This window comes from Pseudomonas sp. SDO5215_S409 (assembly GCF_054071325.1).
Genome location: NZ_JBSVWN010000016.1, coordinates 1 through 14,854 on the forward strand (window position 1 = coordinate 1; position 14,854 = coordinate 14,854).

At 64.4% G+C, this 14,854-nt stretch carries 6 protein-coding genes; 3 read left to right on the plus strand and 3 right to left on the minus strand.

From position 1 onward, the window contains the following. Positions 1 to 8,122, minus strand: an 8,122-nt coding sequence (locus ACW9H9_RS11075; RefSeq protein ID WP_457370428.1) for an amino acid adenylation domain-containing protein, incomplete at its 3' end; no start/stop codon positions are given. A gap of 476 nt (positions 8,123 to 8,598) precedes the next feature. Continuing rightward, positions 8,599 to 10,296 (minus strand): cyclic peptide export ABC transporter, encoded by a 1,698-nt coding sequence (locus ACW9H9_RS11080; RefSeq protein WP_457343194.1) that lies wholly within the window; start codon positions 10,294 to 10,296, stop codon positions 8,599 to 8,601. Between the two features lie 342 nt (positions 10,297 to 10,638). Between ACW9H9_RS11080 and ACW9H9_RS11085 the strand changes: the two genes are divergently transcribed. The 3 genes from ACW9H9_RS11085 to ACW9H9_RS11095 all read left to right on the plus strand — a co-directional run bounded on the left by ACW9H9_RS11085 (position 10,639) and on the right by ACW9H9_RS11095 (position 13,154). Then, positions 10,639 to 11,442, plus strand: a complete 804-nt coding sequence (locus ACW9H9_RS11085) for a helix-turn-helix transcriptional regulator (protein WP_457343195.1) — start codon at positions 10,639 to 10,641, stop codon at positions 11,440 to 11,442. Between the two features lie 63 nt (positions 11,443 to 11,505). Further along, positions 11,506 to 12,951, plus strand: coding sequence for an efflux transporter outer membrane subunit (locus tag ACW9H9_RS11090; RefSeq protein WP_457343196.1), 1,446 nt, complete (start codon positions 11,506 to 11,508; stop codon positions 12,949 to 12,951). After that, complete coding sequence (locus ACW9H9_RS11095; protein ID WP_457343197.1) at positions 12,948 to 13,154, plus strand: hypothetical protein; 207 nt, start codon at positions 12,948 to 12,950, stop codon at positions 13,152 to 13,154. Before ACW9H9_RS11090 ends, ACW9H9_RS11095 begins: the two co-directional genes overlap by 4 nt. A gap of 15 nt (positions 13,155 to 13,169) precedes the next feature. Here ACW9H9_RS11095 and pvdP read toward each other — a convergent pair whose 3' ends face one another. Beyond that, positions 13,170 to 14,795, minus strand: a complete 1,626-nt coding sequence (pvdP, locus tag ACW9H9_RS11100) for a pyoverdine maturation tyrosinase PvdP (protein ID WP_457343198.1) — start codon at positions 14,793 to 14,795, stop codon at positions 13,170 to 13,172. Between the last annotated feature and the right edge of the window lie 59 nt (positions 14,796 to 14,854).

The following is a 14,854-nucleotide window of genomic DNA, read 5'->3' on the forward strand; positions in this document are numbered from 1 at the left end:
CGAACAGGCCAATCACCATGTCCAGCCCGCGCTCGACACAGATCGCCACGCGCGCATCCGGTTGCACACCGAGTTCACGCAGGTGGTGGGCCAGGCGGTTGGCACGCTCGTTGAGCGCCTGATAGCTGAGGCTCTGGCCTTCGGCCTGGACCGCAACGGCATGGGGCGTGCGTTCCACCTGGGCCTCGAACAGGCCGTGCAGGGTCTGCTGCAGCGCGTGATCGGTGACGGTGTCGTTGAAGGTTTCAAGCAGGGTTTCACGTTCGGCGGCCGGCAGCACCGGCAGGTGTTGCAAGGCGGTGTGGGGTGCGGCTTCCAGTGCGTCCACCAGGCCGTGCAAGGCGGTCTGCATGTAGGCCGCCATGCGCCCGGCATCCACGCCGGTGGTTTGCACACTGAGCAGGAAGCCTTCGCCCTGGTCGTCGACGCAGAGCATGCACGGGTAGTTGGTACGCTCGCGCACCTCGATCACCTCGGCGCCCGACCAATACTGCGGCCCTTCGCTCTCCAGCAACGGGCTGTGACGGTAATTGAGGATCGAACTGAACAGCGGTGACGACGCCGGTACGGCGCTGCAGCGTTGCGCCACCACCAGCGGTGCGTGCTCGTGGCCCAGCAACGCGGTCAACCGCGCATGGGTGGCCCGCACACCGGCGCGCACGTCTTGGGTGCCCACGGCCACACGCAGTGGCAAGGTATTGATGAACATCCCCAGGGCGCGGTCGGCGCCCTCACCGCTTTGCATGCGGCCCAGCAGCACGGTGCCGAACACCACGTCGTCGCGGCCGCTGACACTGGCCAGCACCCGGGCCCATGCCAGGTGGTGCAGGCTGGCTGCGCTGACGCCCAGGTGACGGGCCTGCGCTCGCAGGCGCCGGCACAGGCCGGCGTCCAGCTGGAGCTTGGCCTCTTCGGCTTCCAGGCCGTCGCCCTGCACTTCTTGCAGGCCAAACGGCAGGGTCGGCTCATCGACATCGCCGAGCATTTCGCGGAAGAACTGCTCGTGCTCCGCCTGGCTCACCCCCAACAGGGCCTGGGCCACGTAGTTACGGTACGGCATGGCCGCGTCCAGCTGGGCGAACTCGCCCTTGCGGAAGGCCTGGACTTCTTCGCTGATCACGTCCAGCGCCGTGTGGTCCATGGCGATGTGATGGAACAGCAGCATCGCCAGCCAGCGCTGGTTGGCTTCATCGTGTACATACGAGAGTTGCAGCAGCGGTGCCTGGCTGAGGTTCAACCGTACCTGGCGCGGGTCGAAACGCGCGTGCAGTTGCTCCAGCACGCTGCCGTGGGCCGCATCGAAACGCAGCTCTTCAAGCGCCAGCTCGGCGCGACGCAGCACCACTTGCACCGGCTGTTCAAGGCCTTCCCACAGCAAGGCGGTGCGGGTGATGTCATGGCGGTCGATCACCGCCTGCAAGGCCTGGGCAAACGTGTCGAGCTCAGCGCGGCTGTCCAGGCCGAAGGTGGCCTGCAACAGGTACGGGTCGCCCTGCTCGCTGGTGATGTGGTGGTACAGGATGCCCTGCTGCAACGGCGCCAGCGGGTAGATGTCCTGCACGTTTGGCGCACCGCCCGGCACGCGGGCGACGATGCGGTCCAACTCGTCCTGGCTCAGGTCGATCAGCGCCAGCATGTCGGCGCGGATGTGCGTGCAGTCGGCCGGGATGCGGTTGGCCGGCACTTGGACCTCGTTGCCGCCACCCACGGCAGCGGCCAGGGCCGCCAGGGTCGGCTGGCCGAACAGCACGCGCACGTCGGCGCTCAGGCCCTGTTGGCGCATGCGCTCGATCAGTTTGACCGCCAGCAGCGAGTGGCCGCCCAGTTCAAAGAAGTTGTCGTGACGGCCCACGCGGGCCACGCCCAGCACCTGGGCCCACAGCTCGGCCAGGGTGGTTTCGATGGCGTTTTGCGGGGCGGCGTATTCGCGGCTGGCAAAGGCATCGACGTCGGGCACCGGCAAGGCGCGGCGGTCGAGTTTGCCGTTGGGCGACAGCGGCAGCGTGTCCAACTGCACGTAGGCAGCCGGGATCATGTAGTCGGGCAACAGCGCTTGCAGGTGCGCACGCAGGTCATCGATACCCGGCAGTGCCTGCTCGGCCTGGGCGGTGAAGTAGGCCACCAGGCGCTTGTCGCCCGGGCTGTCTTCACGTACCAGCACGGCGGCGTCACGAATACCGGCGTGCTGGGCCAGGCGCGCTTCGATTTCGCCCAACTCCACCCGGAACCCACGGATCTTGATCTGGCCGTCGTTGCGGCCCAGGTAGTCGATTTCGCCGTTGAGCTGGTAGCGACCCAAATCACCGGTCTTGTACACACGCCCCCCGGCCACGAACGGGTCGGCCAGGAAACGCTCGGCAGTGAGGTCGTCGCGGTGCAGGTAGCCCCGCGCAACGCAGGCGCCGCCGATATAGAGCTCGCCAGCCACGCCCAGCGGCACCGGTTGCAGCTGTTCGTCCAACAGGTAGATGCGGGTGTTGGCCACCGGCACGCCAATGGACGGCAGCACCGGCCAGGACGCGGCATCACCGTCCAGGGTCAGGGCGGTGGTCACATGGGACTCGGTAGGCCCGTAATGGTTATGCAGGCGGCAACCCGGCAGGCGCTGGAACAGCGCGCGCATCTGCTCGCTGATGCGCAGCTGTTCACCGGCGGTGATCACATCGCTCAAGGCGCACGGCAGCGCGGCGAGCTCAGGCGCTTCGGCCACCGCTTCGGCCAGGGCTTGCAAGGCGATGCACGGCAGGTACAGGCGCTGCACGCGCTGCTCGCAGATATGGCGGAACAGTTCGCGGAAATTGAGCCGCACATCGCCATGGATCAGCGACAACTCACCCCCGGCACACAAGGTGCTGAAGACTTCCTGGAACGCCACGTCAAACCCCAGTGCGGCAAATTGCAGGGTGCGCTGGGCCACACGGTTGTCGCTGAGGGTTTGCGCGATCTGCCACTGCATCAGGTTGACCAGCGGCGCGTGCGGCATGGCCACGCCCTTGGGCTGGCCGGTGGAACCGGAGGTGTAGATCACGTAGGCCAGCGAGCCCGTGACCTGCGGGTTGTGCGCGGGCTGGGCATCGATGCCGTTGACGGCGCGTTCTTGCGGGTCCAGCAACAGCGTGGGCGCGGTTGAAGCGCTGAAGCGTTGCGCCAGGCTTTGCTGGGTCAGCAGCACCTTGGGCGCGCTGTCGTGCAGCATGTAGGCCAGGCGTTCGTCGGGGTAGGCCGGGTCCAGCGGCACGTAACCGGCACCCGCCTTGAGGATGCCCAGCAGGCCAGCGACCATCTCCAGGCTGCGTTCGGCGCAGATCGCCACACGGTCGTCGGCGCCGATGCCGTCGGCGATCAGGCGGTGGGCGATCCGGTTGGCCAGCGCGTTCAACGCGGCGTAGCTCAAGGATTGCTCTTGATAAGTGACGGCCGTGGCGTCGGGTTGACGTTGCACCTGCGCCTCGAACAGCGTGTGCACGTTGGGGGTGGCCGGGTAAAGCGCGTCAAACGCGTTGAAGTCGCCCAGCAGTAAGTGCTGCTCGGCGTCGGGCAGGATCGCCAGGTGGTGCAGCGCCTGGTCGGGCTGGGTTTCCAGCGCGTCGGCGAGGGCTTGCAGCACACGGTGCATGTAGCCGCAGACACGCTGCGGGTCGACACCGGCCACGGCTTGAACGGTCAGGCCGAACGAGTCGCCCAGGTCGTCCACCGAGAGCATCAGCGGGAAGTTGGTGCGCTCTTCGCCGCCGAGCATTTGCACACCCGCCCAGCTCAGGGCCTTACCGGCGTCTTCAGCCGACTGCGCGCCTACGGCGGCATGCCGGTAGTTGAGCAGCGAGCTGAACAGTGGCGTGGGCGCGGCCACACCACTGCAGCGCTGCGCCAGGGACAGCGGCGCATGCTCGTGGCCAAGCAAGGCGGCCAAGCGTGCGTGGGTGGTTTTCAGGGCGCTTTCAACGCCCTGCCCGCCCGCTTCGACGCGCAGCGGCAAGGTGTTGATGAACATGCCAAAGGCCCGGTCGGCGTCCTGGCCGCTGCTCAGGCGGCCCATCAGCACGGTGCCAAAGACCACGTCGCGACGGCCAGACAAATGCCCCACCACCTGGCCCCAGGCCAAATGGTGCAGGCTGGCATTGCTCACCCCCAGGCGGCGGGCCTGGGCGCGCAGGCGCTGGCCCAGCGCGGGCGCCACCGGCAAGGTGGCCTGCCCGATGCCCCGGCCATCGCCCTGCACGTCTTGCAGGCCGAACGGCAGGCTGGGCTCGTCGACGTCTGCGAGCATCTCGCGAAAGAACGCTTCGTGGGCCGCCTGGCTGATGCCCAGCCGGGTCTGCGCCACGTAATTGCGGTACGGCACCGACGGCGCCAGCTCAGCGTGGCGACCGTGCAGGCAGGCTTCGATTTCCTGGCCCAGCAGGGCCAGCGAGGTGGCGTCGTCGATCAAGTGGTGGAACTGCAACACCGCGACCCAACCGCCGCCCGCCACATCCTCGGCAAAATTGAGCGCCATCATCGGTGCACGGGTCAGGTCCATGCGGGTGTGGCGCGGGTCGAAACGCGCGGCCAGTAGCGTGGCCACGTCCCCCTGCGACGGTGCAAGCGTCACTTCCTGCACCGGCAGGCGGGCTTCGCGCCAGACCACTTGCACCGGCTCGTCCAGGCCGCTCCAGGCCACCGAGGTGCGCAATATGTCGTGGCGGGCGATGACCTGTTGCAAGGCCTCGATAAAGTCCGCCACGTGTTCGCGGCTGCGCATGCGCAGCACGGCTTGCAGCAGGTACGGGTCGCCGTCGGTGCTGGTCTGGTGGTGGAACAGGATGCCTTCCTGCAACGGCACCAGCGCGTAGATGTCTTGCACGTTGGCCACGCCACCGGGAACGCCCGCGACGATCAGGTCGATCTGCTCCTGGGGCAATTGCACCAACGGCAGCATGTCTGGGGTGATGCGTGTGCAGCCGGCGGCGATCAAGTTGATCGGCACTTGCACCTGGTGGCGGCTACCGGCGGCGGCGGCCAGGGCGACCAGGGTGGGCTGGCCGAACAGCACGCCCACGTCGGCGTTCAGGCCGACCTGGCGCATGCGCTCGATCAGCTTGACCGCCAGCAGCGAGTGGCCGCCCAGCTCGAAGAACTGGTCGTGGCGACCCACCTGCTCCACGCCAAGCAACTCGCTCCACAGGCGCGCCAGGGTAGTTTCCAGCTCGCCCTGCGGCGCCTCGTACGTGCGGCGCGCCAGCGCATCGGCGTCCGGCGCGGGCAAGGCCTTGCGGTCGAGCTTGCCATTGGTGGTCAGCGGCAGGCTGTCGAGCATTACAAAGGCGCCCGGCACCATGTAATCGGCCAGGTGCACCAGCAACTGGGTACGCAGCTCGGCGGCAGAAGGCTCGCAGCCTTCGGCGGCGATCAGGTAGGCCACCAGGCGCTTGTCGCCGGGCGTGTCTTCACGGGCGATCACCACCGCTTCGCGCACACCGTCGCAGGCGGCCAGGCGCGCTTGGATCTCGCCCAGTTCGATACGGAAACCACGGATTTTCACCTGGTCGTCGTTACGCCCCAAGTAGTCGATGCTGCCGTCGGCCAGCCAGCGGCCCAGGTCGCCGGTGCGGTACATGCGCGCGCCGGGTGTAGGGTCGAAGGGGTCGTTGAGGAAGCGTTCGGCGTTCAGTTCCGGCCGGTTCAGGTAACCCCGCGCCACGCCCGCGCCACCCACGTACAGCTCGCCTTCAACGCCGTGCGGGACCGCCTGGCCCTGGGCGTCAAGCACGTACAGACGCAGGTCCGGAATGCGCCCGCCAATCGGGCTGACGCCGACCAGTTGCGCGTCGGCGGTTTCCAGCGGGCGGTAAGTCACGTGCACCGTGGTTTCGGTGATGCCGTACATGTTCACCAGCTGGGTGCCGGCGTTGGCCATGCGCGCATACCAGGGTTTGAGAATGCCCGGCTCCAGGGCCTCCCCGCCAAAGATCACTTGGCGCAGGGAGTGCTTGAGGTCGCTTTGACCTTGTGCGGCGATCAGCGAACGGAACGCGCTGGGGGTCTGGTTGAGGATGGTCACGCCGGCGCTGCACAGCAGTGCGTAGCACTCGTCGGGGGAACGGCTGGTGAGTTGCGGCACCACCAGCAACTGGCCGCCGTGGATCAGCGCGCCCCAGATTTCCCACACCGAGAAGTCGAAAGCGAACGAGTGGAACAACGCCCACACGTCTTGATCGTTGAAGTTGAACCAATCTTCAGTGGCGGTGAACAGTCGCGAAACGTTGCGATGTTCGATCATCACGCCTTTGGGCAGGCCGGTGGAGCCGGAGGTGTAAATCACATAGGCCAGGTTCGCCGAGGTGAGGCCCGGCACAGCCGGGTTGACGGTGGATTCTGCTTGCCAGTCGCCCGCCTCCAGGTCGAGCACCGGCACCGACAGTTCGGCCACGCGCGAGGCCGTGGCGGCCTGCACCAGCACTGCGACCGGGGCGCTGTCTTGCAGGGTGTAGCTGATGCGTTCCTGCGGATAGGCCGGGTCGATCGGCACGTAACCGGCCCCCGCCTTGAGGATGCCCAGCAGGCCGACGATCATCTCCAGGCCGCGTTCAACGCAGATCGCCACGCGGTCATCCGGGCGTACGCCCAGCGCCAAGAGGCGGTGTGCAACCTGGTTGGCGCGACGGTTCAGTTCGCCGTAGCTCAGGCGCTGGCCTTCAAAAAGCAACGCGGTGGCGTCGGCCCGTGCAGCCGCCTGGGCTTCAAACAGGCCATGAATCGTGTCGTGGCTGGGGTAAGTGCCGACGCTGGCGTTCCACTGTTGCAACAACTCACGGTCGGCTTGGGTGCTCAGCGAGAACTCATTTACGGCCAGGTCGAGATTGTCCAGGCCCTGCTCCAGCACATGGGTGAAGCGCTCGGCCAGGGACTCGATTTCAGCGGCGTCGAAATACGCCTCGTTATAGACGTAATGCGCCCACGCCTTGTCCTTGTGGTTGCTCGCACGCAAGTGGAAGCCCAGGGGCATCTGCTCGTGGTTGTTGGTGACCTTGACCGTGTGCCCGCGCAGCTCGGCGTACTGGTACAGGTGATCGTCCTGCTCGTAAGACAGGGTCATGTCGAACAACTGGCCGCCTTCGGTGCGCAGGTTCATGCCGCTGAGCGGGAAACGCTGGTGACGGTAATCCTGCTTGAGGGTGTCGCGCACCGCGCTCACCAACTCGCCAAAGCTCAACGCGCGGCCCAGGCTGAAACGCACGGCGCTGACCTGGGTGAACATGCCCAGGGTGGTCTTGAATTTGGCCGAGCGGTTGAGCAGCGGCAGGCCCACCACCCACTCGTCACGCTCGGTTGTACGGGTGAAATACACATACATGGCGGCCAGCAGCACATGGTAGGCCGAGGCTTGCAGCACCTTGGCCAGCTCGCCCATGCGCTCGTGCAGCGCTACCGGGAATGCACGGATGTGATGATGACCGGGCGCCTTGCCCTTGGCGAAGCGGTCGCGGTGGCGGGCGACAAACAATGGCAGCGGCAGGCTGCGGTATTTCTCCTGCCAGTACTCGCGGTCCTTGGCGTAGCGGGCCGACTCGCGATAACGCGCGTCGTCGTCGATGAAATCGATATAGGACGAGGTCTGCAGGTCCGGTTCCCGGCCTTCGGCCAAGTGGCTGTAGAGGTCGCCCAGCGATTGCAGCATTTCGCCAAAGGCCCAGCCATCCAAAATGATGTGGTGGGCCTGGTTGGCGAAGTAGTAGCGCGCCTCGTCCAGCTTGACCAGGAAAAAACGAAACAGCGGGGCCTGGGTCATGCAGAACGCCCGGGCCATGTGTTCATCGATCAACGCCATGGCGCTGCCGGCCGGGTCGGCGTGGCCTGACACATCAAACAGCGGCACCTGGACCGGCACTGAGGGCGCAACGTACTGCAGCGGCACGCCGTCAGCGTCAGTTTGATCAAGCAAGCTCAGGCGCAAGGCATCGTGCTTGGCCACCAGTTGCTCGACCGCGCGCTGCATCAGCTCGGCACTGATGGGCCCGTTGAGCTCAAGGTAAGTACCGATGTTGTACAACGGCGAATCACCGTGGCCGATCTGGTCCAGCCAGATCGCTTTTTGTGCGGCGGTCAGGGGGAACGTCTGAGGGGTCTGTACGTAGGTGTTCATGCGATCACCTGCGCGGCAAGACGGGTAACGACAACGTTGTTTGAAGCACACTCTTTCGCGACAACGTCGCCTACGGCCACTGCAAAAAAACGTTTCATAAAGTCCTTCTCAGAGTTTTGTCAGTGCCACCTGAATCACAGCGCAGCAGCGATGGAAGTTGAGGCGAAAACAAACGATAGATATCGCTAAATTGTCAGGTGATCACGCCACTCATTGACCCGAAAAGTGTTGCGAAAACCCCATAAAACAGGCACACGCACGCACCACCCGATAACGGTATTGGCAGATTTAAGCACCGGCCCCATAGGCTGTATGTCACCCGAAACCCGGACATTTCAGGGCCACAGAAATATTTTGCAAATTCATCTTTAACTAGCTGATAAACAACTATTTTTTACGCAATAAAAGACAACGCCCGCGGCCAGTTAAGGCGGCGGGCGTCAGGGTTTCAGGACAGGTGGGAACAGCAGGGTGAATCAGGCGATGCGATCTTGCGCCGCAACGATGACATCGGAAACGATATGACCGTCCGACAACTTGACGATGCGATCTGCCAATTGGAAATATTGATCGTCATGGGTAATGATCAGCACGGTCTTGCCGCGACACTTGAGATCGGGCAACAGCTCTTCATAGAAGAAACGCTTGAAGGGTGGATCCTGGTCCGCAGCCCACTCGTCGAGCACATACACCTGACGGTCTTCCATGTAGGCACAGACCAGGGCCAGGCGTTTTTGCTGACCGTAGGACAGCTCTTTGGTGGTGGAATACCCCAGCCCTTCGATCTTGATTTTGTCTTCCAGCCCCAGGGTCGCCAGGTACTTCTGCGCCAGCGCCGGGCTGGCCTCCTCGTCATCGGGACCGATCAGGCGATTGAACAGGTGGAAGTCACTGAACACCGCGGAAAAGAGGTCACGATAATCATTGCGGTTTTCATCGGTAACCGCCACGCCATCAAGCAATATCTGGCCATCCTGGGGAACGTACAACCCGCAAAGCGCCTTGACCAAGGTGCTTTTGCCGCACCCGTTGCCGCCGATGATGTAGATCAACTCACCGCTGTTGATGGTCAGGTCGACCGGGCCCAGGCCAAAACCGCTCTCGGCATCCGCTCCGCGGTAGTTCATCTTCACGCCCTTGAGCGAGATCTGGCGCCACGGTTTTTTGTGCTCCAGGCGCAACACATTGGAGGTGTCGGCCTCGGGCTCTTCGCCATGGTGCTCGTTGATCAAAAACCCGAACTCGGCAAGACGACTGACGGCAACCCGCCCCTGCGCCATCACCGGCATGGTGCTGATCAACAGCCCCAACGGGCCCAGGATATACATCACCGTCAAGACACTGGCAGTGAGCACTTTGCTGTCGGCTGCCACCAGCAGCGGCAAGGCGAACACCAGGCTGCCGATCAGCAGTGACTGGGTGAGCAGGCCCATGTTTTCAGCGTCCAAGTACCACAGGTGCTCGATGAAGTTGAACCGGGCCACGCGGGTGGACGACTCTTTGATCGCCGAGCGGCCGAACCAGCGACGGCGAATGCCGTTGAGTTTCAGCTCCTTGAGGCCAAAGACCAGCCCGTGGGTATGCTCGTTGAAAGCGGTGAATTCATCACGCACGCGGGCGGTGTATTTCACGCCACCCAGGAACAAAAAGACGTAGAGCATGGCGCCCACGGCCAGCAGCCCCAGCGTCACTGCGAACACCGTCCAGGACAGGTAGGCCAGGTACGCCAGGCCAAACATGAACACGGTCGATTCCACCAACATCACCGGCATCACCAGCAGCGTCGCGTTGAGCTGGGGAATGTCCGTGGTCAGCAGCGTGAGCACGTTGGGCGGGCCACGCCGGTCCACTTCTTCCAGCGGCGAAGCGAGGATTTTCTGGCACAGCGCGATGCGCAGGCGCGTCATCAACTTCATGTTGGCATAGGCCGGAAACAAGGTGGCGGCGTTACGAAACGCCAGCGCGATCACCGTCAGGCCAATGAACCAATACAGCCAGTGCAGGCGCGAGCCTTCTTCATAGATGGCCTGGTTGACCACGTTGATCACGGCGATTGCCGCCACCCCACTGACAATACCGGTCAACATCGAAAAGAAGGCAAGCCAGGGATGGTTTCGCCACAGCAGGCGCATGACCGAGCCTGGTTTAGGCGGGTTCTCATGCTCTTTATTCATGGATTACGTCCTCAAATACACTCAAGACCGGGCATGGTCCGTCAGGCCAACCGCTTCAACCGGCCAGGATGCCGGGGCTGCCAAGTGTACGGATTGCCTGAAATCGGGCTGTCCCTGAAAGCCTGTACAAAACCCTCGCCAGGGAAAATACCCGGCAGGCGCGGGGCAAATCCGCGAGAGGCGACCCCGGCTTGCCGGATGTCCCCCGTTTCCATTGCAGACCGTCCCGCAATGGGTAGGCCTAATGCGAACCCTGGCAGCACCCTCTTGAGGAGAGAACGATGACCGCGCTCATCGCTCGTACAACAAAAACACACCGTCGATATCAAGGATGATCGGGCTATGGATTTAACCAGCAGTATTCGAAATGCGGACAGTCCGCAGTTCTATTTCATACTAGGCGAGTTGATTTCCAGCACCGACCAGGATCACTTCGCACTCAACATGCTCAAGCTGATCGACAAGCTGTTGCCTGTCACGGCGTTGACGCTCAGTGAGTGGACCATCGACGAGTCCCAAGCCAGCCTGGTGGATATCAAGGCGCTGGGCAGCGCGGGTACAGCCGCCGACATCGCGCCGCCCCACAGCACTCGCCACCCCGAAGAACACCCGCTGTTCAAGGAAGTGTTCGAGATGGAAGACTCGCTGCTGATCCGCATGAACACCCGCAGCAAAAAGGCCGCGCAGCCCGACGCCCACCAGTGCACGCTGGTGTCACGCCGGGGTAACCGGCGCTGCGTGGTGACGCTGTTCCGCTCCCACAGCCAGCGCGATTTTTCCCTGACCGAACTGTCGCTGCTCAAGAACCTGTCCGAGGCCTTGCTGCCGCTGATCGAAAGCTATGCCCAGTTCAGCCGTCAGAACACGCTCAAAAGAATGGGCGGCTGGATGACGGCCCCGGTGACCAACCATGAGCAAACGCAAATTCAACGTGAGTTCCACAAGCGCCTGACGCTGTGCGACATCACTTTGTCGACGCGCGAACAGGAAGTCTGCCTGGGCCTGCTCACGGGCGGGACTGTGCCGGAAATGGCCGAAAAACTGCGCCTCAAAAACAGCTCCGTCGAAACCTACCTCAAGCGCGCAACCGCGAAACTTGGGGTCAGCGGCCGGCATGGCCTGACCAAATGGATGGTCGGCACCTAGCAGCATTTGTAACGCGGGTCACTGCGACGTCACCCGCGCTCCCTTTTTACATGAGGCTTGTCCATGAACACGTTTCCTTTTTCCCTGGCGACACTGGCAGCGGCCGTCGTGCTGGGTGGTTGCTCGCTCATCCCCGACTATCACCAGCCCCAGGCGCCGGTTGCAGCGCAGTTCCCGCAGGGCCCGGCCTACGGCGCCTCGGCCGGGACGGTGAGTGAAGCCACGGCCAAACAGGGCTGGCGCAATCTGTTTCAAGACCCGGCGCTGCAACAGCTGATCCAGACCGCCCTGACCAACAACCGCGACCTGCGGGTGGCCGCCTTGAATGTTGAGGCCTTTCGCGCGCAGTACCAGATCCAGCGTGCCGACCTGTTCCCGGCCGTGTCCGCCAATGCCAGCGGCAACCGCCAGCGTGTGCCGGCCAGCATTACCCAGACCGGCAAGTCTGCAATCACCTCGTCCTATTCGGCGACCTTGGGCATCAACGCCTATGAGCTGGATTTCTTCGGCCGGATCCGCAGCCTCAGCGAGCAGGCGATGCAGGTTTACCTGTCGACCGAACAAGCCCGTCGCAGTGCCGAGCTGAGCCTGGTGTCAAGCGTGGCCGGGGCCTACCTGACCTGGCGCGCCGACCAGGAGCTGCTGGCGCTGACCCACCAGACCCTGGCTTCGTTTGAAGAAAGCCTGCGCCTGACCACCCGCAGCCTGCAAGCCGGTGCGGCCTCTTCACTGGACGCCGCGCAGGCGCAAACCAGCGTCGAAAGCGCCCGCGCCAACCTGGCCCGCTACGAGCGCCAGGTGGCCCAGGACTTGAACAGCCTGACCCTGCTGGTGGGCACCGCGTTGCCCGCCGACCTGCCCGCCCGCCCGCTGGCCAGCGACCTGATAGCCCAGGTGCCCGCCGGTTTGCCATCGGACTTGCTGCAACGCCGCCCGGACATTCTCCAGGCCGAATACCAGCTCAAGTCGGCCAACGCCAACATCGGCGCCGCCCGCGCTGCGTTCTTTCCCAGTGTCAGCCTGACCGCCAACGCCGGGGCGTCCAGCTCCGAACTGTCGAGCCTGTTCAAGGGCGGGTCGGGCAGTTGGAGCTTCCAGCCGCAGATCAACCTGCCGATCTTCAATGCCGGCAGCCTGCGCGCCAGCCTGGATTACGCCAAGCTGCAAAAGGAAATCAGCGTGGCCCAGTATGAAAAGGCGATCCAGACCGCGTTCCAGGAAGTCGCCAATGGCCTGGCCGCACGCCAGACCTACAACGCCCAGCTGAGTGCACAACGCGACCTGGTGCAGGCCGACCAGACCTACTACCACCTCGCCGAACGCCGTTACCGCCTGGGCCTGGACAGCAACCTGGTGTTTCTCGATGCGCAGCGCTCGCTGTTCGCCTCCGAGCAGACGCTGATCACTGACCGCCTGGCCCAGTTGGTGGCCGAGGTCAACCTGTACACGGCGCTGGGCGGGGCATGGGGAGAGCAGCCCCAACTGGCATCTGCCGAGACGCGCCCATGAGTACCTTCGAGCCGGGCCAATATGTGCGCCTGCGCTCGGGGGGCAAACGCATGCGGGTGATGCCTGCGCTGGAGACGGCGCAGCTGTACGGCACCTCGCTGGTGCCGTGCGAATACCAGGAGAAAAAACGCACGGTGCTGGGCTTCTACAACGCCGCCAACCTGACGCTGGCAGACGCCCCTGCTGGGGCGCCCACACGCTGAGCGGGGTGCTTGCCGTCAGCTGCGCGGCTGCACCTTTAGATGCCGCGCGTACCACGGCCGCTGCGGCACCTTGCGAAACAACCCCGCCAACCGGTCCTCGTCCTCGCCAAAGGTAATGCGCAGCGCGAGTTTCATCGTCTCCGGATCCATTTCCACCGAACGCCCCCTCTGCAAGCCAGGGGTGGTGCTGCAGCCGTGGGTGTCCGGCCCCAGCCAGGGGTCGCCGACTTCCACCCAGCGCCCCTGGGCAAACCACGGCACTCCATTGACCTCAAGGCGGCTGACTTCGCCCGGATGAAAGCGTTCGTGGGCACGAAACCAGTCTTCGACGCGGTCGTCGATCCAGCCGTGGAAGTGCCAGAACACCGGGTTGACGTGGGAGGAAAACGGGTCGCCGAGAAAGTCGTTTTCGGCGGTGTACCAACGGCTGGCAAAGTCCGCCGGGTCACGTGCCAGTGGCACCGGGGCGCCGTTGGACGGGTCGCGAGGCACCGAGGCCCAGCGCATGTGCAGCCAGTCGTGCAGGCCCAGCTCCAGTTCCGAGCCGAACTGGCCGAGGGTGAGCCTGGCCAGGTAGCGCGGGTCGCGGTACTGCGATTCCCAGACCTCAAAATTGCTGTGGTAGGTTTCGGCCGCCTTGATGTCGCTGACCCACTGGGTGTACTCCTCGTCTCCCGGCGCCAGCCAGGTGGGCGGCAACGAGTAGCCGTCGTGGTTGTCGAAGTAGCGCATAAAGCCCTGGCGATCGCGCACAAGCTCAGGCTGGGGTTGCGGAAAGTACGGCCAGGACGGCAGGTCTTGCATGGACCGGGCGGTGCCGAGCATGTGCCGGTGCATGAAAAAGAAGTCGATGCCCGAGCCGTTGCGGTCCTTGCGCGGGCCACGGGCATCGCGCTCACGGTCGCGGGGGCCGGGTTGCCAGCCGATCCCGCGCAGGGCGTTGCGTTTTTCCTCAGACAGCTTGTGCCACTGATCCCGCGTGGCGTGCCAGAGCTGGTGAAACAGGCGATGCTCGGGGGCGATCAGCCACGCCAGCAGCGTGGGGTTGAGGCCGACGCGCTGGCGGGCCTCGGGGAACACCCGCTTGGTGGCGACAAAACGGCTGTCGCGCTCGAGCAAGGCCAGCGCCCGGTTCAGGTTAAAGACCTGCCCACTGAGGGTGCCGCTGCCCGCGTTGCCAAAGTCGGCCCAGACTTCGTCAAGGCTCATCTTCAATTCGTAGGCGGGCGCGCCGCCTGCGGTGTCGCGGTCGACCAGCCGCCAGTACAACTGGGCGCCGTCACCGGGGGCCAGGTCGCCAAACACCCGGTAACGGGGCTCGCCCTCGCCTTGCAGGCGCTCGGCGGTGTCCAGGTAACCGCGCAGGCCCCGGCCACGCGGGGCGATGTCGAGCAGCAGCATCAAACCGTCAAGCGGCAGGCCCGCAAGGCCCGCGTCACGCCCTTGCAGACGCACGTCCCACACCCCGCGCAGGCTGTTCGCCAGGTGCTGGCCGGCGGTGTCGGCCAGGTCCACCGTGGCTTCGCCGGGGGTGATCACAAACGCTTCACGCGTCAACTCGCGGTGGGCATAAAAAGCAGCCGGCACCGCAGCGCCTGTCAGCGCCAGGCCGGCGATGAAGCCCCGTCGGGAAATCGTCATGGTCCTACCTTATTTAGCCCGCCCTCGCCTGCGGTGAAGCAGGCTGTATCAGAGCTAGA

Bases quoted from the DNA above. Each gene is read 5' to 3' on its own strand.
- pvdP (WP_457343198.1), bottom strand. From the start codon at position 14,795: ATGACGATTTCCCGACGGGGCTTCATCGCCGGCCTGGCGCTGACAGGC.
- ACW9H9_RS11080 (WP_457343194.1), bottom strand. From the start codon at position 10,296: ATGAATAAAGAGCATGAGAACCCGCCTAAACCAGGCTCGGTCATGCGC.
- ACW9H9_RS11085 (WP_457343195.1), top strand. From the start codon at position 10,639: ATGGATTTAACCAGCAGTATTCGAAATGCGGACAGTCCGCAGTTCTAT.
- ACW9H9_RS11095 (WP_457343197.1), top strand. From the start codon at position 12,948: ATGAGTACCTTCGAGCCGGGCCAATATGTGCGCCTGCGCTCGGGGGGC.
- ACW9H9_RS11090 (WP_457343196.1), top strand. From the start codon at position 11,506: ATGAACACGTTTCCTTTTTCCCTGGCGACACTGGCAGCGGCCGTCGTG.